Annotated in this window: 24 protein-coding genes; 3 read left to right on the top strand and 21 right to left on the bottom strand. The window is 60.8% G+C overall.

Annotated elements, in window-relative coordinates:
• Positions 1 to 6: 6 nt before the first annotated feature.
• Positions 7 to 780: an enoyl-CoA hydratase gene (locus AC07ZE_RS15605; protein ID WP_207265603.1), complete on the top strand. Its 774-nt coding sequence runs from the start codon at positions 7 to 9 to the stop codon at positions 778 to 780.
• Positions 781 to 888: 108 nt separating this feature from the next.
• Here AC07ZE_RS15605 and AC07ZE_RS15600 read toward each other — a convergent pair whose 3' ends face one another.
• The 11 genes from AC07ZE_RS15600 to argH form a co-directional block, all read right to left on the bottom strand.
• Positions 889 to 2,040, bottom strand: coding sequence for an acyl-CoA dehydrogenase family protein (locus AC07ZE_RS15600; RefSeq protein ID WP_207265602.1), 1,152 nt, complete (start codon positions 2,038 to 2,040; stop codon positions 889 to 891).
• A gap of 3 nt (positions 2,041 to 2,043) precedes the next feature.
• A complete protein-coding gene (locus AC07ZE_RS15595; RefSeq protein ID WP_207265601.1) occupies positions 2,044 to 3,150 on the bottom strand; it encodes an enoyl-CoA hydratase/isomerase family protein in 1,107 nt (368 codons plus the stop codon).
• Between the two features lie 159 nt (positions 3,151 to 3,309).
• Positions 3,310 to 4,017: an HPP family protein gene (locus AC07ZE_RS15590; protein ID WP_095194802.1), complete on the bottom strand. Its 708-nt coding sequence runs from the start codon at positions 4,015 to 4,017 to the stop codon at positions 3,310 to 3,312.
• Positions 4,018 to 4,178: 161 nt separating this feature from the next.
• Complete coding sequence (locus tag AC07ZE_RS15585) at positions 4,179 to 5,357, bottom strand: MFS transporter (RefSeq protein ID WP_207265600.1); 1,179 nt, start codon at positions 5,355 to 5,357, stop codon at positions 4,179 to 4,181.
• Between the two features lie 151 nt (positions 5,358 to 5,508).
• Positions 5,509 to 6,858, bottom strand: a complete 1,350-nt coding sequence (locus AC07ZE_RS15580) for an MmgE/PrpD family protein (protein ID WP_207265599.1) — start codon at positions 6,856 to 6,858, stop codon at positions 5,509 to 5,511.
• Positions 6,855 to 7,742 (bottom strand): polysaccharide deacetylase family protein, encoded by an 888-nt coding sequence (locus AC07ZE_RS15575; protein ID WP_207265598.1) that lies wholly within the window; start codon positions 7,740 to 7,742, stop codon positions 6,855 to 6,857. The genes AC07ZE_RS15580 and AC07ZE_RS15575 overlap by 4 nt, the downstream gene beginning before the upstream one ends.
• Entirely contained in the window at positions 7,735 to 8,583 is an 849-nt protein-coding gene (locus tag AC07ZE_RS15570; protein ID WP_207265597.1) for a polysaccharide deacetylase family protein, read from the bottom strand. The genes AC07ZE_RS15575 and AC07ZE_RS15570 overlap by 8 nt, the downstream gene beginning before the upstream one ends.
• A 195-nt stretch (positions 8,584 to 8,778) precedes the next feature.
• On the bottom strand, positions 8,779 to 9,603 hold the full coding sequence (locus AC07ZE_RS15565) for an ABC transporter substrate-binding protein (RefSeq protein WP_207265596.1): 825 nt from the start codon (positions 9,601 to 9,603) through the stop codon (positions 8,779 to 8,781).
• Positions 9,604 to 9,641: 38 nt separating this feature from the next.
• The gene (locus AC07ZE_RS15560) at positions 9,642 to 10,406 is read right to left on the bottom strand and encodes an amino acid ABC transporter ATP-binding protein (RefSeq protein WP_095194808.1); all 765 of its coding nucleotides are present in this window, start codon (positions 10,404 to 10,406) and stop codon (positions 9,642 to 9,644) included.
• A 10-nt stretch (positions 10,407 to 10,416) separates the two neighbouring features.
• Positions 10,417 to 11,295 carry an amino acid ABC transporter permease gene (locus AC07ZE_RS15555; protein ID WP_095194809.1) on the bottom strand — a complete coding sequence of 293 codons (879 nt, stop codon included), beginning with the start codon at positions 11,293 to 11,295 and terminating at the stop codon, positions 10,417 to 10,419.
• 151 nt (positions 11,296 to 11,446) lie between these two features.
• Positions 11,447 to 12,874: an argininosuccinate lyase gene (gene argH / locus AC07ZE_RS15550; protein WP_207265595.1), complete on the bottom strand. Its 1,428-nt coding sequence runs from the start codon at positions 12,872 to 12,874 to the stop codon at positions 11,447 to 11,449.
• A 296-nt stretch (positions 12,875 to 13,170) separates the two neighbouring features.
• Between argH and AC07ZE_RS15545 the strand changes: the two genes are divergently transcribed.
• Complete coding sequence (locus AC07ZE_RS15545) at positions 13,171 to 14,136, top strand: LysR family transcriptional regulator (protein ID WP_207265594.1); 966 nt, start codon at positions 13,171 to 13,173, stop codon at positions 14,134 to 14,136.
• 92 nt (positions 14,137 to 14,228) lie between these two features.
• Here AC07ZE_RS15545 and AC07ZE_RS15540 read toward each other — a convergent pair whose 3' ends face one another.
• On the bottom strand, positions 14,229 to 15,605 hold the full coding sequence (locus AC07ZE_RS15540) for a UDP-glucose dehydrogenase family protein (RefSeq protein WP_207265593.1): 1,377 nt from the start codon (positions 15,603 to 15,605) through the stop codon (positions 14,229 to 14,231).
• 271 nt (positions 15,606 to 15,876) lie between these two features.
• Between AC07ZE_RS15540 and AC07ZE_RS15535 the strand changes: the two genes are divergently transcribed.
• Complete coding sequence (locus AC07ZE_RS15535; RefSeq protein ID WP_259332028.1) at positions 15,877 to 16,722, top strand: site-specific integrase; 846 nt, start codon at positions 15,877 to 15,879, stop codon at positions 16,720 to 16,722.
• A 114-nt stretch (positions 16,723 to 16,836) separates the two neighbouring features.
• Here the strand turns inward: AC07ZE_RS15535 and AC07ZE_RS15530 are convergent, their stop codons facing one another.
• The 9 genes from AC07ZE_RS15530 to AC07ZE_RS15490 all read right to left on the bottom strand — a co-directional run bounded on the left by AC07ZE_RS15530 (position 16,837) and on the right by AC07ZE_RS15490 (position 26,836).
• On the bottom strand, positions 16,837 to 17,907 hold the full coding sequence (locus AC07ZE_RS15530) for an ABC transporter ATP-binding protein (RefSeq protein ID WP_207265592.1): 1,071 nt from the start codon (positions 17,905 to 17,907) through the stop codon (positions 16,837 to 16,839).
• Positions 17,904 to 19,502: an ABC transporter permease gene (locus AC07ZE_RS15525; RefSeq protein ID WP_404940892.1), complete on the bottom strand. Its 1,599-nt coding sequence runs from the start codon at positions 19,500 to 19,502 to the stop codon at positions 17,904 to 17,906. The genes AC07ZE_RS15530 and AC07ZE_RS15525 overlap by 4 nt, the downstream gene beginning before the upstream one ends.
• 3 nt (positions 19,503 to 19,505) lie before the next feature.
• Positions 19,506 to 20,519 (bottom strand): iron ABC transporter substrate-binding protein, encoded by a 1,014-nt coding sequence (locus tag AC07ZE_RS15520; protein ID WP_207265590.1) that lies wholly within the window; start codon positions 20,517 to 20,519, stop codon positions 19,506 to 19,508.
• A 225-nt stretch (positions 20,520 to 20,744) separates the two neighbouring features.
• On the bottom strand, positions 20,745 to 21,299 hold the full coding sequence (locus AC07ZE_RS15515) for a PqiC family protein (protein ID WP_207265589.1): 555 nt from the start codon (positions 21,297 to 21,299) through the stop codon (positions 20,745 to 20,747).
• Positions 21,300 to 21,316: 17 nt separating this feature from the next.
• Complete coding sequence (locus AC07ZE_RS15510; RefSeq protein WP_207265588.1) at positions 21,317 to 22,993, bottom strand: PqiB family protein; 1,677 nt, start codon at positions 22,991 to 22,993, stop codon at positions 21,317 to 21,319.
• On the bottom strand, positions 22,974 to 23,630 hold the full coding sequence (locus AC07ZE_RS15505) for a paraquat-inducible protein A (protein WP_207265587.1): 657 nt from the start codon (positions 23,628 to 23,630) through the stop codon (positions 22,974 to 22,976). Before AC07ZE_RS15505 ends, AC07ZE_RS15510 begins: the two co-directional genes overlap by 20 nt.
• The gene (locus tag AC07ZE_RS15500) at positions 23,627 to 24,223 is read right to left on the bottom strand and encodes a paraquat-inducible protein A (RefSeq protein WP_207265586.1); all 597 of its coding nucleotides are present in this window, start codon (positions 24,221 to 24,223) and stop codon (positions 23,627 to 23,629) included. Before AC07ZE_RS15500 ends, AC07ZE_RS15505 begins: the two co-directional genes overlap by 4 nt.
• A gap of 226 nt (positions 24,224 to 24,449) precedes the next feature.
• A complete protein-coding gene (locus AC07ZE_RS15495; RefSeq protein WP_207265585.1) occupies positions 24,450 to 25,751 on the bottom strand; it encodes an NAD(P)/FAD-dependent oxidoreductase in 1,302 nt (433 codons plus the stop codon).
• On the bottom strand, positions 25,748 to 26,836 hold the full coding sequence (locus AC07ZE_RS15490) for a polyamine ABC transporter substrate-binding protein (protein WP_207265584.1): 1,089 nt from the start codon (positions 26,834 to 26,836) through the stop codon (positions 25,748 to 25,750). Before AC07ZE_RS15490 ends, AC07ZE_RS15495 begins: the two co-directional genes overlap by 4 nt.
• Positions 26,837 to 26,935 lie beyond the last annotated feature (99 nt).

Raw genomic sequence — 26,935 nt, 5'->3', positions numbered from 1 at the left:
CACTACGTGAACTACGAAACGATTTTGCTGGAAACCCACGGCCGCGTCGGCCTGATCACGCTGAACCGCCCACAGGTGCTGAACGCGTTGAATGCGCAGATCGTCAGCGAACTGAACCACGCCCTCGACGGCCTGGAAGCCGACTCCAACATCGGTTGCATCGTGCTGACCGGCTCGAAAAAAGCCTTTGCCGCCGGTGCCGACATCAAGGAAATGGCCGAGCTGACCTACCCGCAGATCTACCTCGACGACCTGTTCAGCGACAGCGATCGCGTGGCCAACCGCCGCAAGCCGATCATCGCCGCCGTCAACGGTTTCGCCCTGGGCGGCGGCTGTGAACTGGCGCTGATGTGCGATTTCATCCTGGCCGGTGACAACGCGAAGTTCGGTCAGCCGGAAATCAACCTCGGCGTGCTGCCGGGCATGGGTGGCACTCAGCGTCTGACCCGGGCCGTGGGCAAGGCCAAGGCCATGGAAATGTGCCTCAGCGGCCGTCTGATCGATGCCGTGGAAGCGGAGCGTTGCGGGATCGTCGCACGCATCGTGCCGAGCGATGAGCTGCTGGACGAAGCGTTGAAAGTCGCGACGTTGATTGCCAAAAAATCGTTGCCGATCGCGATGATGGTCAAGGAAAGCGTCAACCGCGCCTTTGAAGTGAGCCTGTCCGAAGGCGTGCGCTTCGAGCGCCGGGTGTTCCATGCCGCGTTTGCGACGCAGGATCAAAAGGAAGGGATGGCAGCGTTTATTGCCAAGCGCGAGGCTGAGTTCGTCGGCAAGTGATGTAGCGTTTGTGCGGGCGCCTTCGCGAGCAGGCTCGCTCCCACAGTTGATCTCTGGTGTACATGAGATCCCCTGTGGGAGCGAGCCTGCTCGCGAAGCTTTATGGGTTTAAACCAGGTAGTTTTTCAGCTCCCGGGCAATCACCATCCGCTGAATCTCGCTCGACCCTTCATAAATTTGCGTGATCCGCGCATCCCGGTAGTAACGCTCCACCGGGTAATCCTCCAGATAGCCATACCCGCCATGAATCTGTATCGCTGACGAACAGACTTTCTCGGCCATCTCCGACGCAAACAGCTTGGCCTGGGAGGCCTCCGACAGGCACGGTTTGCCGGCGCTGCGCAAACGCGCGGCATGCAGGATCATCAGCCGTGCGGCATTGAGTTGCATGTGCATGTCCGCCAGCAGGTTGGCGATGCTCTGGTGCTCGATGATCGGCTTATCGAATTGCACGCGATCCCGGGCGTAGGCCAGTGCCGCTTCGAAGGCCGCGCGGGCAATGCCCAGTGCCTGGGCGGCGATGCCGATGCGGCCGCCTTCAAGGTTGGACAACGCAATGGCCAGGCCTTTGCCGCGCTCACCCAGCAGGTTGGCCTCGGCAATGGTGCAGTTGTTCAGCGTCACCGCGCAGGTATCGGAAGCGCGGATGCCCATTTTGTGTTCGCTGCGGTCCACGGTGAAGCCTGGGGTACTGGTCGGTACCAGGAACGCCGAGATGCCGCGCTTGCCCAGGTCTGGATCGGTCACCGCAAACACGATCGCCAGTTTTGCCCGTTTGCCGTTGCTGACAAATTGCTTGGCGCCGTTGATCACCCATTGGCCGTCGCGCAGTTCGGCGCGGGTGCGCAGGTTGTGCGCTTCGGAACCGGCCTGGGGTTCGGTCAGGCAGAAGCAACCGATGGCCTGGCCGCTGGCCAGGTCCGCCAGCCAGGTCTGTTTCTGTTCTTCGGTGCCGTAGTTGAGCACCGGCCCGCAACCGACGGAGTTGTGAATGCTCATCAGCGCGCCAGTAGCGCCGTCACCGGCCGAGATTTCTTCCACCGCCAGGGCGTAGGCAACGTAGTCGACATAAGTGCCGCCCCATTCCTCGGGCACCACCATGCCCAGCAGGCCGAGTTCGCCCATCTTCGCCACCAGAGCGTCGTCGATCCAGCCGGCCTTTTCCCAGGCCTGGGCGTGGGGGGCGATTTCGCCGCGGGCAAAGTCCCGGGCCATGTCGCGGATCATGATTTGTTCTTCGCTCAATTCGATATCGTGCATGGCTCAGCTCCCGCTTTGGTCAAACCCGTTGAAGAAACTCGCCACGTGTGCGGCGTCCAGCGCCTGCAGGGTGGGCGGGTTCCAGCGCGGGTTCTTGTCTTTGTCGATCAGCAAGGCGCGCACGCCTTCGATCAGGTCGCCGCGCTCGAACCACTGGCGGTCCAGGTGCAGCTCAAGGGCGAAGCATTGTTCAAGGCTCAGCTGCCGACCGCGCCGCAGCATCTCCAGCGTCACGCCCATGGCCAGCGGCGAACGGGTTTGCAGCAGGTCGGCGGTGGTGGTGGCCCACTCGTGGCTGTCGGCAACCGTCACTTCCCGCAATTGTTCAACAATACTCGGCACGTCAGGCAGGGCGAAGAAGTGGTCGATGGCCGGGCGCAGTGCTTCTAACGGTGCGCCGGGCAATTGCTGTACCGCAAGTTTTGCCAGCAGGCCCTGAAGGTCCTTGAGCGGGGTGTCGTGCCACTCCAGGTGATCAAGTTTTTTGTCCAGTTCGGCGAGTTTAGTGCTATCCAGATACCAGTCGGCCAGCCCGCAATACAGGGCGTCGGCCGCGCGGATCTGCACGCCGCTGACACCCAGGTAAATCCCCAGTTCACCTGGGATACGCGGCAGGAAATAACTGCCGCCGACATCCGGGAAATAACCGATGCCCACTTCCGGCATCGCCAGACGGCTCTTTTCGGTGACTACCCGCAAGTCGGCGCCCTGTACCAGACCCATGCCGCCGCCCAGGACAAAACCGTCCATCAAGGCGAGTACGGGTTTGCGGTAGTGGTGGATTGCGAGGTCGAGGGCGTACTCCTCGACGAAGAAGTCTTCGTGCAACGCGTCGCCGCTTTTGTAGCTGTCGTAGAGCGAGCGAATGTCGCCGCCGGCACAGAACGCTTTTTCCCCGGCGCCGCGCAGGACAACGGCATGTACGTTAGCGTCGCCCGCCCAGGCATCCAGTTGCCGCTGTAATTGGCGAACCATGTCGAGGGTGATGGCGTTGAGACCGGCGGGGCGGTTGAGGGTCAGGTGACCGATGTGATTGCGAACCTCGGCCAGCACTTCAATTTGTGTGGCATCCATGGGCGTGGCCGCCTTCGATGAAACCTGAGCAGTCATCAGTAACTCCCTGCTTTTATTGTTCTTTATAGAGAAGCTCGCGCGCGAGCGATGCAGGATCGTAACAGTGCAAATTTGTGATGTACAACGGGGAAATGTGCAGGGGCTTTCTGCATATTTGCAATGACGATCGGGTGCGTCCCCTGTGGGAGCGCAGTATCAGGTTCTACGGCTCAGGACTTCACCAATACTGCGACGTTTCGCATGTAACTCACTGGCGTGAATCAGTTGTTCCAGGTCTTCAGGCGTGACGTCGAAGAAAGCTTCCATGTCGGCCAGCGCCAGTTTCAAATCCTGGGCGGTGATGGCCTGGCTGTCGGTGGGCGGATGGTCGGCTGGCACCACAGCCACTGGTTCAGCGGGGCGCTTGGGGTATCGGATGCGCGTCAGGTTGTTGTAGGCCAGGGCGCTGAGCAACATGATCGTAGCGCCGAGCATCACCGGGCCGAGGGCTTTCCAGTCCATGGCAATGGTCGCCGGGTCTGCCAGTACCAGGGTCAACGCCAGCGCGCCGGCCGGTGGGTGCAGGCAACGCAGCCAGCACATCAGGATCAGCGCCATGCCTGCCGCCAGGCAAGCGCTGCCCAGCGTGCGCCCCAGCACATGGGCCACCAGCAGCGAAACCACGCCGGCGCTCAAGTAGCCGCCGACAATCGACCATGGCTGCGCCAGTGCGCCGGAAGACACCGCGAACAACAACACGGCCGAAGCCCCCAGCGGGCCGATCAAGTGCTGCGCCACCTCGATGCCGAACACCTGACCGCACAGCCACACGCTGAGCATCGTTCCGAGGGCCATGCCGATGGCGGCGCGGCTCCATTCGGTGGGGCGGGTGTTGATGGCGGCGGGCAACCAGCGAGCGAGCATGAGGAAACCATTCCGTTGACAAAAAAAACGAGGAAAAAAAAAGGCTTGTCTGGGATACCCAGAAAGCCCTTGAAGTTGTTCCAACAATTGGGGGAGGAACGACGACAGTGTGCCGATCCTTGCTGATGCTGACAAATTCATATTAATGAAGCTTCAGTTCATTAATTCTGATGTAACGCCACGCGCCTTCCACTCATGAAACACAGGAATCCGCCCATGGCGGTGAGTGCGCTCAGGGCGTAAAACATGGTCGGGGCTGGCGTGTGCATCAACAGGAAGCCGCAAATGACCGGGCTCAATGCGCCGCCGAGGGCCGCCAGGTTCTGTGCGCCGTAGTAACTGCCGCGCAATTCTTCCGGGGCCAGGGTGTCGACAAAGAGAAATTCGGCCGGGTAAATGATCATTTCCCCGAGGGTGAAGATGAACATGGCCACGCACCAACTGACGATGCCGTTGGCCAGGCTGAAGCCGATCAGGCCGAGGATGAACAGGCTGGTGCCACCGGCGATCCAGTAGCGCAGTTTTTCGCGATTGAGGAAGCGGCCGATCTGGTACTGCAACAGGATCACACTGATGGCGTTGCAGGCGAGCAGGGCGGCCATGATGTCCAGGGCATTTTTGGAATCGTGGGTCACCAGCAGGTACTGTGACAGGTACAGGGTGAAACGCCCGTGGACCACGGTGCTGAGCAGGCAGCCGCAGGTGAACATGATCAGGGTGCGGTCGTTCTTCAGGGTCACCAGGGTCTTGAGGAAACTCTGCGGTTGGCCAATGACCGGCGTCTGCGCCGAATCCTTCGGGATGCCGATCATCAGGAAGATACTGAAAAAAGCGATGGCGCCGGCAATCAGGAACGGCGCGATCGGATAGTAGCCGGCGATCACCACGCCCAGCATGGGCCCGGTGGCGTAGCCGATGTTGGTCAGGGTGTAGCGCAGGGAAAACGCCTTGGCGCGCTGGCCCATGGGCAGGTTTTCGCTGAGGATCGCTTTGGAACCGATGAGAAACAGCGCCGAGGCCGTCTCGGTGATCACCAGGGTGACGGTGGTCAGGTAGAGGTTTTCGGCGAAGGTCAGCAGCACGAAGCCGATGGCACTGGAAAGCATCGCCAGAATCAGCAACCGGCGCTTTTCCAGGCGGTCGATGATGTAGCCGCCATACAGGGCGAGCAGGGTGGCGATGAACACCGCGATACCGAGCAGCAAGCCAACGTCCTGTTGGTTGAGGCCCAGTTTGTTGCTCAAGAACAGCGTGAGCAACGGGCTGGTGATGGCGCGGCTGACGACGATGGTCAGCGAAACGATCATCAACCGGCGAATAACGAGCGAGTAAGTGGCCACGGCGAGTGCAAATGTCCTTATTCAGTTTCTTTAGTGTTCGGCATGAAAACCGCGTCGCCCCATTCGCGAGCAAGCCCGCTCCCACAGTTGGAATGCGTTCACCTGTGGGAGCGAGCCTGCTCGCAAAGAGGCCCGACCGGGCGCACATTGATCAAGCCAGCCACTGTTCGAGCATGCGAACCGAATCCAGGCTCTCGATCCGCGACAACTGTTCCAGTAATTCTTCAGCCTGCCCCCGCGGCATCACCCGCTCGGCCAAACTGAAAAACTTTTCCTCCAGCGCCCCATCACTCAGCGGATTACCCGGCGCACCCAACGGCACTTCAACACACAGGCTCGCCAGCCGACCGTCCACGGTCCGCAGCGTCACCACGGGCTCGCCATCCTCTGACAGTTGCGGGTCCACTTCAAGGTGAATGCGCGACATCCACTGGGTGATTCGCGGATCGTTTCGCGATGCATCGTCGTAGGCCTGCAACCGGCAATGACCGTGCACCAGCCGCGCAGCCAGCGCATAGGGCAGGCTCATCTGCGCCGCCGCCAGGGTGTCGACGTCGTGGCCGCCGCACATGTCCCGCAAAAATCCGCACAATGACACCTGCACGTCTTCGACCTGATCGACCTGCACCTGCAGCTGCTCCAACAGCAAGCCCAAGGCATCGATGGCCGAATGGGTGCCACGACAGGAGGCGTAGGGTTTGATCGAGCAGCGGGCGAGTTTCCACACGACGCCGAGGTCTGCATCCAGCGCCTGGGGGTGTGCGGCGTCACCGGCCAGGGTCTTGAGGAAACCGCCCCAGACATCCTCGAACAACTGCGTTGGTCCGCCGATCCCCTGTTGGGCAAAACGCGCCGCCAGCAAGCCACCTTCGGCGGCGCGGCCGCTGTGCAGTTTTTTGCTTTGCGAGCCGTCGTGAATAAACGCCCACAAACCGCCACTGAAGCTGCCGGCGATGCCCAGTGCCGACAGGGTTTGCCGTGCATTCAAGCCGAGAATGCGCGCACTGGCGGCCGCCGCGCCGAACACGCCACAGGTTGCCGTGGAGTGCCAACCGGCGCCGTTATGAGCCGAGTAGCCACCGCAGGCTTCGAGCACCCGACGCCCGATGTCGTAACCGATCACCACTGCCGTGATGAACTCGCGGCCGGTCACCGCTTGCCCGGACATCGACACCGCCGCCATCACGGCGGGCAAGACCACGGCGCCGGAATGATCGCAGCCTCCAGTGTCGTCCAGCTCCAGGGCATGGGCGGCGATGCCGTTGAGCATGGCGGCCTGCGCCGCGCCGACCCGCAGGCCCGTGCCCCAGACCAACGTATTGCCAGGCTCACCGTCGAACACCTGACGCGCTTGCTTTGCGATGTCGCTGTCAGCCCCGGCCAGGGACGCGCCGAAGGTGTCGAGGATGTGCCGCCTGGCCTGTTCCACCCGTGCCGGTGGCAAATCTGCAAACGTCGTATCGACGCAGAATTGCGCCAGTCGCTGCATCCGTTCAGTCATACGATGTAGTCCCGGTAATGACGTTCATACACCGACGCCGGATGATCCTGGGTCACCGGTGCCGCCGACTCAGCCCACCATCGGGCGACTTCGGCCCCGGTGGCGATCCACACGTCATCGTGCTGCACAATCCCCTCAAGCAACTCCCGCAACACCCCGATCCGCCCCGGTGTTGCAATGATTTCCGGGTGCAGGCGCAGCACGTAGCACAGGCCGAAGCGATGAAATCCGGCGAAGTCCATTTGCAGATTGCCCAGGGTGTGGCTGTAGGACGCGATCCGCGATTGCGCCGGTGGCACGGCAGGACTGAGGTTGAAGGCGAAATAGGGTTCGTCTTCCAACTCATAGTGCAGCGGCAACTCGATCACCTCAGGTGAAGTCGGGTGCGCGAACGGCAGGTCATCGCCGCGCCATGACGATGACCAGCGAATACCCTGATCCCTCAACGCTTCGATAAAGCCCGGCGCACCGTTGCCGGCGGGGATACGGAACCCCGTGGGACGCTGGCCGGTCAGTGCCGCCAAGGTTTCGCAGCCCTTGGCGATATCGGCGCTCTGCGCGGTCAGGTCGAGGTTGTCGTAGTTCTGATGGCGATACCCGGCACAGGCGATCTCATGGCCGCCGGCCTGGATCGCCCGAAGGTGTTCGGGGTTTTCCTCGGCGACGACGCCGGGAACAAACCAGCTGCTGGTGACATCAAGCTCCTTGAGTAGCGCAAGCAAACGTTCGACACCCCGTTGCGTGCCGTAACGCCACACCGACAAGGTCTTGTCGCGCCCGGCGACTTCCGGGGCCTGGGTGAGGATGCCGTGGATGTCGTTGTAATCGACGGTCAGCACCACCGCGCAGCGATAGCCCTTGGGCCAGACAGTGGACTCAGCCATGGTGATGCTCCTTGAGCCACCACTGGGCGACGTCGCGGCAGGTGGCGAACCACACGTCGTCGCGTTGACGCATGTGTTCGAAGAGTTTTTCCAGCAACAGGATGCGCCCCGGTTTGCCGGTGATCTTGGGGTGGAACAGGGTCGTCAGGCACAGCCCTTCATCCATGGCGCCGTCGTATTCGCGGCACCAGTTGTCGAGGGTCAGCGCGTAGCTGGCGGTGCGGTCCAGCCCGGAAGGGAAGTCCGGCGCCCGGGTGTAGGCGAGGGAGGCGTAGTCGTCCATTTCCCAGCGCCCGGGAATTTCCACCAGCGGGGTGGCGTGGCCCGGTACATTCACCAGGTACGGACGGTCATCGCCGCGCATGCTGCTGGAGTAGGTCACGCCGGCCTCGACCAGCATCGCCGGCGTTTCCGCGCGCCAGTCGCCGGACGGTGTGCGAAAGCCTTCGGCGCGGATGTTCAGGTGCTTCCAGAACACCTCGCGGGACCGTTTCATCACGTCCTTCTGCTGTTCCAGCGTCAGGGCGTAAAAGGATTCGTGTTTGTAGCCGTGATACGCCACCTCATGCCCGCGCTCGACAATCGCCTGGCACTGTTTCGGCCAGTTCTCCACGACCCAGGCCGGGACGAAGAATGTCGTCGGAAGGCGGAACTCGTCGAGCAGGTCGAGAATCCGCGGCAGCGCCCGGTACGGGCCGTAGCCGCCGAAACCGAAGTACTCGGGTTTGCGCCAGATCGAGCCGTTGAGCATGGCATCGCCGGTCGGGCCGTCGAGGTCGAAGGCCAGGGCCAGGCAGGCTTTGTGCCGGTCGGGCCAGGTGGGTTGGGGTGAGGAGGACATCTTTGGTACTCCAACTCTCTATAAATAAACACCGGACCCTGTGGCAGCGCAATTGCTCGCGAAAGCGGTGTGTCAGTCACATCAATGCTGGCTGACACGGCCCCTTCGCGAGCAAGCCCGCTCCCACAGTTGATCCCGGTTGATCACACATGTGTGGTCTGTCAGGAACCCTGTGGGAGGTGATCACCTGCCTGTTTATTTGCCGGCGTTGATGGTCACGGTCTTGATCGCCCCCAGTTCCAGGTCCCATTTCTTCAGGATTGCCTGGTAACTGCCGTCGTCTACCATGCTCTGCAATGCCACTTTCACCGCTTCGCTCAATTCAGGCTTTTTCTTGCTCACGCCAAGGCCGGTGAACTGCGAAGAGATCGGCAGGCCCACGGTCTTGTACATGTCCTTTTCCTGGGTTTTCAGGTAGGGCAGGGTTTCGCTGCCTTGCATGGCGGCGTCGATGCGGCTCTGGCGCAGTTGCGCCCGGGCATCGGCCGAGCCTTCGGTGCCGATCACGTTGATTGCAGGCTTGCCGGCCGCCTCACAGTTGGCCTTGCTCCACTCGGCGATTTCTGCCGGGAAGGTGGTACGGCGGCTGGTGCCGACTTTCTTGCCGCACAGATCGGTGATTTCGTTGGTGTCCTTGTTCTTCTGCAGGGTGTAGAACTGCGGGCCGCTGGTGAAGTAGTCGACGAAGGTCACGCTGGCCTGACGCTCTTTGGTGTCGGTCATGCCCGACAGCACCATGTCCACGCGGTCCGTGGTCAGGGCGTTGATCATTTGTTCGAAGCCGGTTTCCTGCCATTTGATCTTCACCCCAAGGCGTTCGGCCAGGGCGTTGCCCAGGTCCACGTCCAGGCCAGTGAGGGTGTTGGTGGCCGGATCCTTGAAATCCATCGGCGGGTAGTTCGGCATGATCGCAACGACGATCTCGCCCTTGTCCTTGATGCTGGCTGGCAAGTCGGCGGCGAAGGTGACGCTGGAAGCCATCAGGCCTGCGAGTACTGCTGGGATAACGAAGTTCTTCATGGTCGTTCTCTTATGTGTGTTGTTACGCCAGTCGGCGTTTAGGTTCGAACGGCAGAAATGAAGCTTTGGGTGCGTGGGTTTTGCGGACTTATTAGTATTTCTTCGGGGCTTCCTGCCTCCACGATCTGCCCGCCGTCCATGAACACCATGCGGTTGGAGACTTCGCGAGCGAAGCCCAGTTCATGGGTGACGACGATCATGGTCATGCCGGTCTGCGCCAGGTCGCGCATCACCGACAGCACCTCACCGACCAGTTCCGGGTCGAGTGCCGAAGTGGGTTCATCGAACAGCATCAGCTTGGGCCGCATGGCCAGGGCGCGGGCAATCGCCACCCGTTGTTGCTGGCCACCCGAGAGTTCGATCGGGTAGCTGTTGCGCTTGTCGGCCAGGCCGACCCGGGCGAGCAGTTCCACGGCTTCTTCGTGCGCCTCCTTGGGCGAACGCTTGAGCACCTGGCACGGCCCTTCGATGATGTTTTGCAGCACGGTCATGTGCGGGAACAGGTTGAAGCGCTGGAACACCATGCCGGTGGACAGGCGCTGGCGGGCGATCTGCGTCTCGTTGAGTTCGTGCAGTTTGTTGCCGACGATGCGGTAACCCACCAGCTCGCCGTCAACCCACAGGCCGCCCTTGTCGATTTTTTCCAGCTGATTCACGCAGCGCAGCAAGGTGCTCTTGCCCGAGCCGGACGGGCCGATGATGCACAGCACTTCGCCTTGCTCGACTTCGATGTTGATGTCCTTGAGCGCGTGGAAATGGTCGTAGTATTTGTTCAGGCTCACGGCCTTGACGATGCTTCTCATGTCGGTCTCCTCAGGAACGCTTGCCGGCGCCGCGAGCGAAACGACGCTCCAGGCGGCTTTGACCGAAGGACAGCACGGTGACGGTGGCCAGGTACCAGATACCGGCGACGATCAGCAGCTCCATCACGCGGGCGTTGGCGTAGTAGATGTTCTGGGCGTTGTAGAGCAGTTCCGAGTATTGGATGACGCTCGCCAGCGAGGTCATTTTCACCATGCCGATGAACTCGTTGCCCACCGGCGGAATGATGATCCGCATGGCCTGGGGCAGGATGATCCGGCGCAGCGCTTGCAGGCGCGGCATGCCGATCGACTTGGCGGCTTCGTATTGCCCGGTGTCCACCGAAAGCAGGCCGGCGCGCACCACTTCGGCGGTGTAGGCGCCCTGGTTGATACTCAAGCCGAGCAGGGCCGCCACGAACGGCGTCATCAGGCTCACGGTGTCGAATTCGAAGAGTCCGGGGATGCCGATGGTGGGGAAGATCAACGCCAGGTTGAACCACAACAGCAACTGCAGGATCAGCGGCGTACCGCGGAACAGCCAGGTGTAGGTCAGCGCCACGTAGCGCAGGATCGGGTTGGCCGACATGCGCATGATCGCCGTGATCACCCCGAACACGATGCCCAGGGCCATCGCCAGCACTGCCATGACGATGGTGTTGAGCAAACCCCACATGATCGCCTGGGAGGTGAGGAACTGGCCGATGTACGACCATTCGATCTTGCCTTCGGCGAAAGCGCGCACCAGGCCCAGAATGGCAATGACGATCACCGTGGCGAAAAAGATCCGCCCGTAATAGCGCCGTGGTACGTGTTGGTACTGGGTAATGTCAAACTGGTTTTCCGCCAGTTTGCGCTCCGCCTGGAGTCGTTCTGCCTGTGTCTGGCTCATGGTTGTTTCTCCGTACACTGTTCTTTCAAATCCATCACATTCCCTGTGGGAGCGAGCCTGCTCGCGAAGGCGGTGGGTCATTCAGCATTGATGTTGAATGTGATGACCTCTTCGCGAGCAGGCTCGCTCCCACAGGTGGTATGTGTGCGTGTCAGAGGCGGAAGCCCTGATAGTCCTCGGTCCAGGCTTGCTGGGCAGCGAGGGCGGTTTTCAGCCGGCCGATCTGCTCGCGTACCTGCTGCGGCGCAGTGCCGCCCCAGCCGCTGCGGGCGGCGATGGCGGCTTCCAGGGTCAGGCTGTCACGCACTTCGGGCGTCAGGCGCGGATCGATCTCGGCCAGCAACGCCGGCGAGGCTTCCCACAACTCGATGTCGTGTTTCTCGCAGGCCTTGACCAGCGCACCGGTGATTTCGTGGGCTTCCTTGAACGGCACGCCGCGCACCGCCAGCCAGTCGGCCACTTCAGTGGCGAGGGTGAAACCCAGCGGGGCCTGGCGACGCAACTCTTCGACGTTGACCGTCATGGTCGCCACCATCCCGGCCATGGCCGGCAGCACCAACAGCAGCGTGTCGACGCTGTCGAGCACGCCGTTCTTGTCTTCGCTCAAGTCGCGGTTGTAGGACAGCGGCAGGGATTTGAGCGTGGAGAGCAAGCCGGTCAGGTTGCCGATCAAACGGCCAGCCTTGCCTCGCGCCAGTTCGGCAATGTCCGGGTTTTTCTTCTGCGGCATGATCGAGCTGCCAGTGGCGTAGGCATCGTCCAGCGCGACCCAGCGAAACTGCCGCGACGACCACAGGCAGAACTCTTCAGCCAGGCGTGAGATGTTGATCCCGAGCATGCTGGCGATAAACAGGAATTCGGCGACGTGATCACGGCTGGCCACGGCGTCGATGGAGTTTTCGCACACGCCGCTGTAGCCCATTTCCCTGGCCGACTGCTGTGGCCGGCGGGCGATGGCTGATCCGGCCATGGCTGCCGCGCCCAGTGGCGACAGCGAGGTGCGTGCGTCCCAGTCCACCAGGCGTTGCACGTCACGCAGCATCGATTGCGCGTGGGCCAGCAAGTGATGGGCGAACACGATCGGCTGCGCTTGCTGCAAGTGGGTGAAGCCGGGGCAGATGCTCTCGACGTGTTGTTCGGCCTGATTGACCAGCGCCTGCTGCAGGGCCAGCACTTCGACGGCCAGGGTACGCACATGATCGCGCAGGAACAGACGCAGGTCGTTGGCGGTCTGGTCATTGCGCGAACGGCCGGCGCGCAGCTTGCCGCCCAGGGCGCCGAGACGTTCGGTCAACAGGCGCTCGATGAAGGTGTGGACGTCTTCGTCGTCCAGGGTTGGTGCGATGCTGCCGGCACGGAAGTCAGCGCCGATCTGCTCCAGCGCACCGAGCATGGTCCGGGTTTCCTGTTCGTTCAGAAGCCCGGCGCGCTGCAATTCCCGGGCATGGGCCTGGGAGCCGGCGAGGTCGTACGGGGTGAGGCGGAAATAGCGCTCGGGACAACGGGACAGCGCGGCCAGGGCTTCGGACGGACCGCTTTTGAAGCGAGCACCCCAGAGACGGTCGGTGGCTTGAGACATGGTTGTTTTCCTCGTCGGTAATGCGAACGAAATCGTTATGCCAGGCCTGAAATACCCATCAGGGCGTGGTCAGGTCAGATAAAAATCAGGGGCAGGGGACCGGCGCAGTTGCAAAAGGGCGAGAGCTGATCGAAGTGTCAGCTTTTAATGCTTCGAAATCAGTGTTTTGGCACTGAAGTTCGGAATTTCTGTGTGGTTGCCAAGTCTGGTTTTCTGTGTTCATTATTATTAGGCCAGCTATGTTTTTGTTGTTGGGCACAGGTTGTTGAATCGGGCGCCAGAGGTAAATAAGCATTATGGAAACCCCACTTTCCAATTCCGGAAACCCGCCGCCGAAAACGCTGCAACGGGCACCGCTGGCCCTGAGCGGGCTGGATTTCAAATTGCTCAAGGTGTTCAAGGCGGTGGTCGAAGCGGGCGGTTTCAGTGCGGCACAGAACGAGTTGAACGTGGGGCTGGCAGCCATCAGCAAACAGATCTCCGACCTGGAAATCCGCATTGGCATGCGTCTGTGCACCCGAGGTCGGGAAGGCTTTCACCTGACCGAAGAAGGGCGTCTGGTGTACCAGGCGTCGATTGACTTATTTGCCTCGGTTGACAACTTTCGTGACCGGCTTAGTTCAGCGCAGAATGAACTAATCGGCGATCTTGGCGTAGGGGTTATTGATAATACGATTTCCGATCCGCGATCACCGTTAGTTGCTGCCCTTAGAACAATTAACGAACAATCGCCTAAAGTAAGATTTCAACTTCAGGCATCACAATTGGATGAGGTTGAACGCGGCGTTGTCGAGGGGCGACTGGTGGCCGGTATCGTGCCGGTTTATCAACGGCGGGAAGAGTTCGATTACTACCCGTTGTACGAGGAACGCTCCGAGGTTTATTGCGCCGTTGGCCATCCGTTGTTCTCGATGCCGGCGGATCAGATGAGCAGCAACATGCTCAAGGATTACGAGTGCATCAACCACCGCTACGCGATCCACCGCGACAAACTCAACTTTGCCCACTACGACAGTTTTTCCGCTTCCGCGACCCAGGTGGAAGCCGTGGCGCTGCTGATCAGGACCGGCCGTTTCGTGGGTTTTCTGCCACAGCATTACGCGGCTAATTGGGTGGCGCAGGGGCAGTTTCGAGCGCTGTGTCCAGAGCTGATCCATATCGACACGCCGTTCAATCTGATCCTGCGGCACAACACGGTGCGCAGTCCTTTGGTCAAGGCGTTTGCCCAGGCGTTGGGTGTCGACCTGAAAGCCACAATCTAATGGCTTGATGCAATCAAACTGTGGGAGCGAGCAGGCTCGCTCCCACAGTTTTTGTGCTCGACTTACTGTCGTTAGTTGCAAAACAATATTTTTCAAGCCACCGAAACAGCAGGCGAACTCTGCAACGGAATCGGCAACTTGCGCGACTCGCCACGCCCCATCGGGAAGTACGTGAAACCGGCGCGAGCCAGGCGTTCGGTGTCGTAGAGATTGCGACCGTCGAAGATCACCGGGGCATTGAGTCGTTGGCGGATCAGCTCGAAATCCGGGGCCTTGAATGGCTGCCATTCAGTGCAGATGATCAGCGCGTCGGCGCCATTCAACACCGACTCCGGCGTGCCCATGAGCATCAGCTTGGCTTCATCGGGGTACAGTCGCTGGGTCTCCTGCATGGCTTGCGGGTCGAATGCTCGCACATTGGCGCCAGCGCCCCACAGCGCTTCGAGCAGCACCCGGCTCGGCGCATCGCGCATGTCGTCGGTGTTGGGTTTGAACGCCAGCCCCCACAAGGCAAAGGTCTTGCCGCGCAAGTCGCCCTGGTAGAAGGCCTTGATGCGCTCGAACAGTTTGTGTTTTTGCCGCTGGTTGATGGCTTCCACTGCTTGCAGCAGGTCGCTGGAGCAATGGGCTTGTTCGGCGCTGTGGATCAGGGCGCGCATGTCCTTGGGGAAGCACGAACCGCCGTAGCCGCAGCCGGGGTAGATGAAGTGGTAGCCGATGCGCGAATCGGCGCCGATGCCCAGGCGCACCGATTCGATGTCGGCCCCCAGGTGTTCGGCCAGTTCGGCCATCTGGTTGATGAAGCTGATCTTGGTTGCCAGCATGCAGTTGGCGGCGTACTTGGTCAGCTCGGCGCTGCGCAGGTCCATGAACAGGATGCGGTCATGGTTGCGGTTGAACGGCGCGTACAGGTCGCGCATCACCTCGCGTACCTCATCGCGCTCGCAGCCGATGACGATACGGTCCGGGCGCCGGCAATCGGCCACGGCCGAGCCTTCCTTGAGAAACTCGGGGTTGGAGACGATATCGAACTGCAACAGGCGTCCGACCTTGATCAGGCATTTGTCGATGTGCGCGCGCAAGGTATCGCCAGTGCCCACCGGCACCGTGGACTTCTCCACGAGGATCACCGGTTGTTCACGGTGCCGCGCCACGGCTTCACCCACCGACAACACGTAACGCAAATCCGCCGAGCCATCGTCCCGGGATGGCGTGCCGACCGCGATGAACAGCACTTGGCCATGCTGCACGGCGAGTTTTTCGTCCGTGGTGAACTGCAATCGCCTGGCCTCCAGGCCCTCACGCACCAGGCTGGCCAGCCCCGCTTCGAAAATACTCACGTGGCCCTGTTGTAACAGCTCGACTTTTTTCGGGTCAATGTCCATGCACACCACGTCATGGCCGACTTCAGCCAGAACCGCTGCTTGCACCAGACCCACATAACCGCTGCCGAATACGCTGATTTTCATGGGGCATTCCTGTCCTGATCCATTCAGGAAGAGGATTAACAGCGCCATGTTTCAGTTCATCTATCGGCAAGCCGGCGCCCAGGGCGGTTTGACAATTGACTTTCCCGGCCTGGACCGGCAGCGTAACGGCCTGCCGATAGGTCCACTTCTGTACTTTTTTCATTCAAGGCTGTTTCGTTTGACTGACTTACCCGCTGTTGCTGCAAACCTCCAAAAACCCAACCCGCTGAGCCTGTACCTGGCGCGCCTGGCGCCGTCCAGCCAGCTGACCATGCGCTACGTATTGCAGGACGCTGCCGACCGCCTGGGCTTCGAGGACGTGAACATTGAAGAGATTCCCTGGCACGGACTGCAGCCCGAGGACGTGATTGCGCTGGTGGCCACCTTGCGCACTGATGGTTACGCCCCCAATACCTCGTCGCTGTACGTCAATGCAGTGCGCGGAGTGATGAACGAGGCGTGGCGCATGAGCCTGATCAGCCAGGAGCACTTGCTGAAAATGCGCTCGGTCAAGGGCATTGCCGGCACCCGGCTGTCCCAGGGGCGCAATCTGCGACGCACGTTGATCCAGGACCTGATGGAAGTCTGCGCCGCCGATCCACGCCCCCAGGGCCTGCGGGACGCGGCGATCATCGGGATTCTGTACGGCTCGGGCATGCGCAAGTCCGAATCGGTGAACCTCGATCTCAACCAGGTGGATTTCACCGAGCGTAGCTTGCAGGTCACGGCTAAGGGCAACAAGCAACTGATCAAGTACGCCCCGGCCTGGGCCTTCGCCAAACTCGATGCCTGGCTGGAGTTGCGCCGCTCACAGCTCAAGGAAGGTGAAGCGGACGATAGCTTCCTGTTCAATCGCATTCGCCGCGGCAGCCACATCACGCGCGAGCGCATCACCAAACACGCGATCTACTACATCGCCCGCCAGCGCGGGGCGCAGGTGGGGGTGAAAATCATGCCCCATGATTTCCGTCGTTCGTTCATCACTCGGGTGATCGAAGAACACGATCTGTCGATCGCACAGAAACTTGCTCACCACAGCAACATCCAGACCACCGCCAACTACGACGTGCGCGATGACAACGAACGACGCCGGGCGGTGGATCGCTTCGATCTTTGATCGTGTATACCTGTGGGAGCGAGCCTGCTCGCGAAGACGGTCTTTCAGGCACAGGAAATCTGGCGGATGTAACGGCCACTTCGCGAGCAGGCTCGCTCCCGCAAAGGAATGGGGTCACGACTCGCTCAGCACGTGGGCATGGCCGATGGTGGAGACATGCACGGCGCTGCCGGCCGGTGGCGCGTACATGCCGGAGCTGCGCACCAGCAGTGATCGTCCCGATTGCTCGCCGGAGGCCGAAGACTGCAATTCCACGGTCAAGGTGCAGGTGTTGCCGCTGAAATCCCGATCGGTCACCACGGCGCGGCAACCCATGACTTGCGCGGTATGGGGCATGACGCTGGCCAGTTGCAGTTGCTCGGGGCGCAACATGATCTGCGCCGCGCTGTTGTTGCGGTGGTTGTTGACCGGTATCCGCCCCAGATCGCAGTGCGCCCAGCCTGCTTCGATGCGGGCGGGCATGACCACCGCGTCGCCGAGAAACAGCGCGGTCTGAGCATCTTCGGGATAGCGGTAAAGGTCCAGAGGATGCCCGGACTGCACCTGCCGGCCATGACGCATCACCGCCAGTTGATCGGCGAAAGACAGCGCCTCGCTCTGGTCATGGGTGACCAGAATGGTGGTGACGCCAGTCTCCGCCAACAAGCGTGCCACCAATTTGCGCATGCTGGCGCGCAGGCCGGTATCGAGCGCCGAAAACGGCTCGTCCAGCAGCATCAGCCGCGGTCGCTGGGCCAGGGCCCGCGCCAGCGCTACCCGTTGTTGCTGGCCGCCGGACAATTCATGGGGCCAGCGCTCGGCCATGCTCGAATCAAGGGCCACACTGTCCATCAACTGCGCGACTCGTTCCTGCCTTTCGCTGCCCTTGGTCGTCAGGCCAAATCCGATGTTGGCCGCCACTGTCATGTGCGGGAACAACGCGCCGTCCTGAGGTACATAACCGATCAGGCGCTGATGCGCCGGCACCTCGTGGGTGCTGTCGACCAGGGTCTGGCCATTGAGCGACAGCCGCCCGGAATCGGGAAACTCGAAGCCGGCGATTATCCGCAGCAAGGTGGTCTTGCCCGACCCGGATGGCCCGACGATCACCGTACGGCTGCCGGCGGGCACCGACAGGCTGACGTTTTCCAGGGCTTTGTGTGCACCGTAGGATTTACTGAGCGAATGCAATTCTAGAGCGTTCATCGGCCAGCCGTTTTTTTGGATTGGTGATAAAGGATTCCGGTCAAAGGGAGCGACAGCACGATCATCAGCAGGGCATAGGGCGCTGCGGCGGCGTAATCGATTTCGCTGGTCAGGGCCCAGAAACCCGTGGCCAGGGTGCGCGTGCCGTTGGGCGCGAGCAACAGGGTGGCGGTCAGTTCGTTGGTGATTGCCAGGAATACCAGCGCAGCGCCCGCCGCAGCCCCCGGCGCGGCCAGGCGCAGGGTGATCAGCCACAACGCCCGGCCCGGTGAGCGACCCAGGCTGCGCGCCATGTTTTCCAGTTCAACGGGCGCTTGGGCGATGCCGGCGCGCAGACTCACCAGCGCGCGGGGCAGGAACATCAGCAGGTACGCCAGCAGGACGGTGATCGTGGTCTGGTAGATCGGTCGGGCAAAATGGATGGACACGGTGACCAGGGCCAAGGCCACGACGATTCCCGGTAAGGAACTGGTGATGTAGTTGCAGCTTTCCAGCACCCGTTGCAGCCGGCCCGGCGAGCGAATCGACAGCCAGGCAATCGGGATGGCGGCGCAGGTGGTCAGGACCGCGCCCGCCACGCCGAACAGCAGGGTCTGTTTCAGGGCTGGCAGCAGTTCGCTCAAATCCCAGACCTGCAAGCCCCCGGCAATCAACCACTTGCCCAAGGTCATCAACGGTACGCCCAACGCCAGGGCGCAGGTGACCAACTGCAAGGTCAGCGCGAGTACCGTAGCCGGGGGCTTGAGGCCGATTATCCGTTGCTCCCGGGCACTGCCGGAGCCGACGCGGGCGTAGCGTGCACGGCCACGGGCAGCCGATTCGACGGTCAGCATCGCCAGGCAACACAGCGCCAGCACACCGGCCAGCAGGTTGGCGGCAGCGCCGTTGAAGGTGGACTTGAACTGATCGAAAATCGCCGTGGTAAAGGTGTCGAAACGGATCATCGCGTACAGGCCGTATTCGGCCAGCAGGTGCAGGCCGACCAGCAAGGCACCACCGCAAATGGCCAGGCGCAATTGGGGCAACACCACGCGGAAAAACACCGCCCAAGGCCTGAGCCCCAGGGATTCGGCGACGTCTTCGATGGCCGGATCGAGGCGGCGCAACGTGGCGGCAACCGGCAGGTAAAGAAACGGAAAATAGGCGATCACCGACACCAGTACACCGGCAAACAACCCGTGAATGGGCGGGACCAGACTGACCCAGGCATAGCTGTGCACGAACGCCGGTACCGCCAGCGGCGCAGTGGCCAGCAACGACCACCAGCGGCGGCCTGGCAAATTGGTGCGTTCAGTCAACCACGCCAGCGTCACGCCCAGTGCGATGCACAGCGGCACCGTGATGACCACCAGCAACACGGTATTGGCCAGCAATTCGCCGACCCGGGGACGGAACACCAGTGGCACCAGGGCGGACCAACCGGTTTGCAGGTACACGCCGATGACGAACGCAATGGGCAGCAGCGCCAGCAACGAAATCAGCACCGACAAACCCACCACCCACGCGCCACCACGGCTCGCGAACAGACCGCGTGACCGTCGACGTAGATGGGCGGGTGAGGTTTGGGCGACACCCGCCGGCAGGGTTTCAGGTATCAATTAAAGCAGTCCGGCCTGAGTCATCAGCTCCACGGCTTTTTTGCTGTCGAGTTTCGACGCATCGACGGTTGGCGCGTCGAGCTGCTGCAAAGGCACCAGTTTAGGGTTGGATTGAGCGTTCTTGCCCACGGCATATTCAAACGATTTGCCATCCTTGAGGATGGCCTGGCCGTCCGTGCCGGTGATCCACTTCAGGAATGCCTGGGCTTGTTCCTTGTGTTTGCTGGACGCCAGGACACCGCCGCCGGAGATGCTGACAAACGCTCCCGGGTCCTTGTGCTTGAAATAGTGCAGGGCGGTGTTCTTGCTGTTTTCGCCGGTCTTGGACTGATCGACAAAGCTGTAATAGTGGTAGATCACGCCGCTGTCGATCTGCCCGGCATTCACCGCCTTGAGCACAGAGCTGTTGCCGCGGTAAGCGGTGAAGTTGGTTTTCATCGCCGTGAGCCAGTCCAGAGTCGCGGCTTCGCCTTTCTGTTCGAGAATCGCGGCGACGATGGCCTGGAAGTCGGCCCCCGCAGGCGATGCACCCAAGCGACCTTTCCAGCTCGGGTTGGCAAGGTCCATGATCGATTTTGGCAGTTGCGCTTCGGGCAGTTTGCTCGGGTTATAGACAAACACCGTGGAACGTGCGGCGATCCCCAGCCATTTGCCGTGGGCCGGGCGATAAGCGGAATCGACCTGTTCCAGGATGGCTTTATCGAGCGGTGCAAACAAACCCGCGTTGTCGACCAGGACCATCGCCGGGGAATTTTCGGTCAGGAACACATCGGCGGGCGAGGCAGTGCCTTCCTGCACGATCTGGTTGCCCATTTCCGTGTCATCGCCGTTGCGTAACGTGACCGCAATACCGGTTTCCTGAGTGAAGCCTTCGACCCAGGCTTTGGTCAGGCCTTCGTGCTGCGCGTTGTAGACCACGATGCCGACGTCATCGGCGGCATAAACATGGCCTGCACTCAGCAGGGCGGTGGCCAGCAGGGCTTTCTTCAGGAAAGAAGGGATTCGGGACATCATGCGGAGGCAACTCCTGTTTTCGGCTTTCGTATCAGTAATCAAACGAGGAAGCACGTCGATTATTGTAGATCAATAGGAATCATTTGCATGTTTGTGGAGTGGCAAATGTAATCGGAGGAGTACCTGTGGGAGCGGGCTTGCCCGCGATGGCGGCGTGTCAGGCTATAAAGATGGTCAATGTGCCGGCCCCATCGCGGGCAAGCCCGCTCCCACAAGGGTTATGTGTTACTGGCTGGCATTCGAAGGACAGCCTTTTTGTGTATTGCTCGCTGCCTGGCTGATCAGCGCCGCCAGGCGTCTGACGTTGTTCTGTTGCGCCGCCACCAGCTCATCAATGGACGGTCCGGAGGGTGTTTGTATCGTGCTGCGGCAAGGCAGCAGGGTGTCGTCGCCGTTGCGCAGGCGCCACTTCACATCGATCAACCCGTATTGACCGGGAATCGAATCGAACCGCTGAACATCGACTCGTACCGAGATTTTGCGCTGGGGATTGCTATTGACCATCTGATCGAGCAGGGCGGCACGCAACTCATCCACCAGACTGGCTCCCCACCAGTCAGTTTCGAGAATGGCTATGCCGGTGTTGCCCTGACGCACGACAATTTGCGGGCGATCGACCTGAGGAGGGACAACGAGGTTTTCGATCTGGATCTCCGCGGTGGATCTTGAATGGCTGCTCAATTGGGCCGGGGTCAACGTATGAAATTGAATCGGGTCGCTGCGACAAGCGGCGAGCAATGACAGTGCAGCAATCAATGCAGTTTTCAGCGCAAAATCCATGAATGATGCTCCTGTGGTCATTTACTCGGCGGCCCTTGCAGATCAATGGGCGCGGCATTGTCGGGACGGCCGCGAATCAGCGATTCCGGATGCCGCCCCAGGTAGTCCGCGAGGTCGCGCAAGGAACGCGATGTGCGTCCCAGTTCATCCAGGGTTTGCCCCAGTTTTTCCCGTTGCGGCGAATCGTCGGCCAGGGTCGAGTTAGCGGATTTTAGTGTGGTATCGGCCGATTGCAGGGTCTTGCTGACACCTATCAGGGTGGTTTGCACGCTCGGCAGGGTTTTGGCGTTGAATTGGCCCAGACTTTTGCGCAGTTCCACCAGATTGCCGTCCAGGTTGTCGGCGATGCGCTCGATGGGCAGTTGATTGATTTTGGTGACCATGGCTTCGATTTTTTCCTGCAGCTGTTCGAGGCTGCCCGGAACGGTCGGAATGGAGACCGGGCGTACGGTTGGATCGAACGCGACTTTTTCCGCTTTCGGATAAAAGTCCAGCGCAATGTACAGCTGACCGGTCAGCAGATTGCCTGTGCGAGCCTGGGCACGCAGGCCGTTTTCGATGAACGCGCCGATAATTCGCACGCCGCCGGCTTCATCGTTAGGATCATGATTTAACGCCTTGAGCATCTTGATATGAGCCTGCCCCAAACGCTGCGGATAAATCACGATGCCAACATTGACCGGAAAGCTGCGTTTTTTGGCGTCGAAGTCCAGATTGACCGACACCACTTTGCCGATTTCCACGCCGAGGAACTCCACCGGTGCATCGACCTTGAGCCCACGCAGTGCCTGGTCGAAACGCAAGGCCAGGTATTGCGGCTTGCCATTGGGTGGGGCGAGGGCGGTCTGCTGATCGTCGAACAGTTCATAGGCATATTCTTCGGGCGCAGGTTTGTCATCGGGGCTGTATTCCGGCGCGCGGAAGGCAATGCCACCGACCAATATGGATGACAGCGATTCGGTCTTGACCGAAAAACCGTTGGCCCCGACGTTCACGTCGACACCGCTGGCATTCCAGAAACGGGTGTTCTCGGTCACGTAGGCGTCATTGGGCGAATGAATGAATAACTCAATGTTCACCCCTTTGCCGTCGGGATCCAGAGCGTAAGCCACCACTTGGCCCACGGGAATCTTGCGGTAGTAGACCGGTGATCCGATGTCGAGCGAGCCGAGGTCCTGGGTGTGCAGGGTGAAACGCTTGCCCGGTTCGCCGTAGGTAATCGGCGGCGGATTTTCCAGGCCCTTGAAGTTCTTGGCGCGGGCATTGGCCTGGCCAATATCGGCGCCGATGTAGTCCCCGGACAGCAGGGTATCGATGCCCGACACGCCGCCGGCGCCGATACGCGGGCGCACCACCCAGTATTGCGAGTCCTCGCGGGTAAAACTTTCCGCCTGCTTGGCCAGTTTAATGGTCGCGTTGACGCTCTTCTGGTCATCGCTCAGTTCCACATCCGTGACCTGGCCGATCACCACGCTGCGGTATTTGACTTCGGTCTTGTTGGCCGTCAGGCCGCTGCCGGTCTTGAAGTTGACGGTGATGGTCGGCCCTTCCTGCATGATGCTGTGAATCACCAGGGAAATCCCCACCAGCACCGCGATGATCGGCACGATCCACACCAGGGACACGCTGAACCGGCGGGTCTTGATGGGCGCCTGGCCAGGAGCTTGCGGCCCTTCAGTGGCTTGTTGCTTCATCCTTGACCTCCTCGAAATGTGGATTTTCGCCCTTGGCGTCCCAGATCAGCCGCGGGTCGAAACTCATCGCCGACAGCATGGTGAACACCACCACCAGGCCAAAGAACAGAATGCCCGGACGCGGCTCGATGTCGGCCAGGGCTTCAAACTTCACCAGCGAGGCCACCAGGGCCACCACAATCACGTCGAGCATCGACCAGTAGCCGATGACCTCGACGAAGCGGTACATCTTTGACCGTTCCTTGCAGGCCCATTGGCTATTGCGTTGCACCGTGACCAGCAGCAGCGTCAGGGCGACGAACTTGACGCCTGGCACCGCGATGCTGGCGATGAAAATGATCAGGGCAATGTCCCAGGCTCCGTGCTGCCAGAACTCCAGCACGCCGCTCATGATCGTGCTGTCGGCACCACTGCCGACCATTTTGGTGTTCATCACTGGTAACAGATTGGCCGGGATGTAAAACACCAGGGCAGCGAGCATGTAGGCCCAGGTTCGGGACAACGAGTTGGTCTTGCGCCGGTGCAGGGGGGCGCCGCAGCGCTCGCATTCGTGGGGCTCATGGGTCATGTCACAGGCCAGTCCGCAGGTGTGACACAGGCACAGGTTGAGATCGCTGGCGACCGGAGGCATTGTCATGGGATATCCCACAGATCGCGGATGTCGCGGCCGGCGACGCGGATCATCATCAGGCTGAGGATGGCCAGGGCAAACAGGCCGATGCCGGGCAACACATCCAGTAAGCCGGCGAGTTTGATTACGGCGACCATCGCCCCCAGCAGGCAGACTTCCAGCATGCTCCAGGGCCTGAGGGTTTCCAGCCAGCGCATGCAGAATTTGAAACCCGGCGAACGCCGGTTGGCGAGGGCGAAGCTCAGGACCCAGATCAGCAGCACCAACTGGAAAATCGGTGCGATGATCATGGCGATCGCCGCCACCATCGCGATGAACGTGATCGGCCCAAGACTGAGGGCCAACACCGAATCCCATAGCGTCGCACTGTTCTTCAGGCCTTTGAGGCTGATGCTCATGACCGGGTAGAAATTGGCGAAGATCCACAGCATCAGGGCGGTGAAGGTCAATGCCAGCCGCTGCTCCACCGTCAGACCGTTATAGCGCTGAAGCACGCCGCCGCAGCGTATGCACAAAGTCTTTTGATGTTTGGCGAGCGTGACTCTTTCATACACGCAGTCGCAGTGCTCGCAGATGATCAGTGGGTCACTCGTCGCCATGGGCCGGGCTCGACAGAAGGCAGGAATTGATGAGCACCCCCTCAATATAGAAGTGACTCGCAATTGAGCAAATCGAAAGGCACAGGGAGGATGCACCGCGCTATCGTTTTTCGCGAGCAAGCCCGCTCCCACAGTGGGTCTGCAGTGAACACAAAATTTGTGCACAACAACATCCAGTGTGGGAGCGGGCTTGCTCGCGAAGGCGGCCTGTCAGACAACCAGAGATTCAGCCAAGCACCTCGCGCATGCGATACCACAACATACCCAAGGCCAGGAGTGGCGAGCGCAGGGCGCGGCCGCCGGGGAAGGTCATGTGCGGCACGGCGCTGAACACGTCGAAACCCTGGCTGTGTCCGGCATGGATCGCTTCGCCCAGCAACGTTGCGCACCAGTGGGTCACGTTCAGGCCATGGCCGGAATAGCCCTGGGCGTAGTACACGTTGGGATACTGACTCAGGCGCCCGACCTGCGGGAAACGATTGGCGGTGATGCCGATCTTGCCGCCCCATTGATAGTCGATGCGCACAGCGGCCAGTTGCGGAAAAACCTTGAGCAACTGCGGGCGCATATACGCGGCGATGTCCCGTGGATCGCGCCCGGAATAATGGCAGGCACCACCGAACAGCAGGCGCCGGTCTGCCGAAAGTCGGTAGTAATCCAGGCCGACTTTCTGGTCGCACAGCGCCAGGTTCTGTGGGATCAACTGCGCCGCCAGTTCCGGCGACAAAGGTTCGGTGGCGATGATGTAGCTGCCCGCCGGCAGCACCTTGCCGCTGAGTTTCGGTTCGAGTTCCTCCAGGTGCGCATTACAGCCCAGGACCAGGCTGCCAGCGCGTACCGTGCCAGCGGCGCAGCGCACCTGCACCGTGCTGCCATGGATCAGTTCCAGCGCCGGACTTTGCTCGAAAATCCGCACGCCCAGGGACTGTGCGAGCTGTGCTTCGCCAAGCACCAGGTTCAGCGGGTGCAAGTGTCCCGAGCCCATGTCAATCAATCCGCCGGCGTACAGCTCCGAATTCACGACTTGCTGACAGATCTGGCCGGGTTCGACCAAACGGGTTTCATGGGCATAACCTGACTCGATCAGATGCGCGTGTTCGGCCTTCAGACCGGCGTATTGCGCCGGGGTGTTGGCCAGTTCGCAAAAGCCCCAGCGCAAGTCGCAATCGATGCCGTGCTCACGGATGCGCCGGCCGACCAGTTCCACCGATTCGACGCCCGCGCGTTCCATATAGCGCACGCCTTCGGCGCCGACATAACGGGCAAATCCGCTGACGTCATGGCCGATGCCCCGAATCAATTGGCCGCCGTTACGCCCACTGGCTCCCCAGCCGATCCGCCGAGCCTCCAGCAGGATCACCGAGAGCCCGCGTTGCGCCAGTTCGATCGCGGTATTGACGCCGGTAAAACCGCCGCCAATCACGCAGACATCAGCCACCAGGTCTTCGGCCAGGATGGGAAAGGGAGGCATGCCATGGGCCGATGCGGCGTAGTAAGAGTGTGTATGTTCCTGGGTGTACTGGTTCATTGGTTGGACTTCACTTTGCTCCAGGAACGGGTCATCAGACGCATGATCGACTGCGGCGGCGTGGTCGAGATGTAGAGCTTGTCGAGGACTTCCTGGGACGGGTAAACCTCGGGGTTGTTGACCAGCTCAGCATCCATGTACTGCTTGGCGGCAGGATTCGGGTTGGCGTAACCCACCGAGGCGCTGACCTTGGCGATCACTGGCGGGTCGAGCAGATAATTGATGAACGCGTGGGCCTCTTTCGGGTTGTCGGCATCGGCGGGAATGGCCAGCAGGTCGAACCACAGGTTGCTGCCTTCCTTGGGAATCGCGTAGGCGATGTTCACGTTGTTCCTGGCTTCCTTGGCCCGATTGGCGGCCTGGAATACATCCCCCGAATAACCGAACGCGACGCAGATGTCGCCGTTGGCCAGGTCCGAGACGTACTTGGAGGAGTGGAAGTAGGTGATGTACGGACGGATACTCAGCAGCTTGGCTTCGGCCTTTTTGAAGTCCTCGGGGTTTTCGCTGCGCGGGTCCATGCCCATGTAGTTGAGTACCGCCGGGAACACTTCATCGGCCGAGTCCATGATCGACACGCCGCACTGGCTGAGCTTCTTGATGTTTTCCGGTTCGAACAGCACCGCCCAGGAATCGATGTGGTCGATGCCCAGCACCTGTTTGACCTTGTCGACGTTGTAGCCGATGCCGTTGGTGCCCCACAGGTAGGGCACCGAGTGCACGTTGCCCGGATCGTTTTTCTCCAGCAACGCCAATAGTTTCGGATCGAGGTTCTTGAAATTCGGTAGCTGTGCGCGGTCCAGTTTCAGGAACGCACCGGCTTTCACCTGGCGGGCCAGGAAGTGGTTGGACGGCACCACTACGTCATACCCGGTACGCCCGGCGAGCAATTTGCCTTCCAGGGTTTCGTTGGAATCGAAGACGTCGTAGATCACCTTGATCCCGGTATTGGCCTGAAAGTCGGCGAGGGTGGTTTCGCCGATGTAATCGGTCCAGTTGTAGACGCTGACCTGTGGCTGAGCCTGGGCAACGGCACTGCACAACACGGTCAGCGCGAGCGGAACCATGGATTTCAATAGACGCATTCGACACCTCTAGGATTTATTGGTTTTTTCAGGTGATTCTTGGGTGTGCAGGCGGCTTCTTCGCGAGCAGGCTCGCTCCCACAGGGGATTTGCGATGCA

Source organism: Pseudomonas sp. GW101-3H06 (assembly GCF_059424605.1).
This window is presented reverse-complemented; position numbering and strand designations above follow the sequence as displayed.

Bases quoted from the DNA above. Each gene is read 5' to 3' on its own strand.
- AC07ZE_RS15600 (WP_207265602.1), bottom strand. From the start codon at position 2,040: ATGCACGATATCGAATTGAGCGAAGAACAAATCATGATCCGCGACATG.
- AC07ZE_RS15595 (WP_207265601.1), bottom strand. From the start codon at position 3,150: ATGACTGCTCAGGTTTCATCGAAGGCGGCCACGCCCATGGATGCCACA.
- AC07ZE_RS15590 (WP_095194802.1), bottom strand. From the start codon at position 4,017: ATGCTCGCTCGCTGGTTGCCCGCCGCCATCAACACCCGCCCCACCGAA.
- AC07ZE_RS15580 (WP_207265599.1), bottom strand. From the start codon at position 6,858: ATGACTGAACGGATGCAGCGACTGGCGCAATTCTGCGTCGATACGACG.
- AC07ZE_RS15575 (WP_207265598.1), bottom strand. From the start codon at position 7,742: ATGGCTGAGTCCACTGTCTGGCCCAAGGGCTATCGCTGCGCGGTGGTG.
- AC07ZE_RS15570 (WP_207265597.1), bottom strand. From the start codon at position 8,583: ATGTCCTCCTCACCCCAACCCACCTGGCCCGACCGGCACAAAGCCTGC.
- AC07ZE_RS15565 (WP_207265596.1), bottom strand. From the start codon at position 9,603: ATGAAGAACTTCGTTATCCCAGCAGTACTCGCAGGCCTGATGGCTTCC.
- AC07ZE_RS15560 (WP_095194808.1), bottom strand. From the start codon at position 10,406: ATGAGAAGCATCGTCAAGGCCGTGAGCCTGAACAAATACTACGACCAT.
- AC07ZE_RS15555 (WP_095194809.1), bottom strand. From the start codon at position 11,295: ATGAGCCAGACACAGGCAGAACGACTCCAGGCGGAGCGCAAACTGGCG.
- argH (WP_207265595.1), bottom strand. From the start codon at position 12,874: ATGTCTCAAGCCACCGACCGTCTCTGGGGTGCTCGCTTCAAAAGCGGT.
- AC07ZE_RS15545 (WP_207265594.1), top strand. From the start codon at position 13,171: ATGGAAACCCCACTTTCCAATTCCGGAAACCCGCCGCCGAAAACGCTG.
- AC07ZE_RS15540 (WP_207265593.1), bottom strand. From the start codon at position 15,605: ATGAAAATCAGCGTATTCGGCAGCGGTTATGTGGGTCTGGTGCAAGCA.
- AC07ZE_RS15535 (WP_259332028.1), top strand. From the start codon at position 15,877: ATGCGCTACGTATTGCAGGACGCTGCCGACCGCCTGGGCTTCGAGGAC.
- AC07ZE_RS15530 (WP_207265592.1), bottom strand. From the start codon at position 17,907: ATGAACGCTCTAGAATTGCATTCGCTCAGTAAATCCTACGGTGCACAC.
- AC07ZE_RS15520 (WP_207265590.1), bottom strand. From the start codon at position 20,519: ATGATGTCCCGAATCCCTTCTTTCCTGAAGAAAGCCCTGCTGGCCACC.
- AC07ZE_RS15515 (WP_207265589.1), bottom strand. From the start codon at position 21,299: ATGGATTTTGCGCTGAAAACTGCATTGATTGCTGCACTGTCATTGCTC.
- AC07ZE_RS15510 (WP_207265588.1), bottom strand. From the start codon at position 22,993: ATGAAGCAACAAGCCACTGAAGGGCCGCAAGCTCCTGGCCAGGCGCCC.
- AC07ZE_RS15505 (WP_207265587.1), bottom strand. From the start codon at position 23,630: ATGACAATGCCTCCGGTCGCCAGCGATCTCAACCTGTGCCTGTGTCAC.
- AC07ZE_RS15500 (WP_207265586.1), bottom strand. From the start codon at position 24,223: ATGGCGACGAGTGACCCACTGATCATCTGCGAGCACTGCGACTGCGTG.
- AC07ZE_RS15495 (WP_207265585.1), bottom strand. From the start codon at position 25,751: ATGAACCAGTACACCCAGGAACATACACACTCTTACTACGCCGCATCG.
- AC07ZE_RS15490 (WP_207265584.1), bottom strand. From the start codon at position 26,836: ATGCGTCTATTGAAATCCATGGTTCCGCTCGCGCTGACCGTGTTGTGC.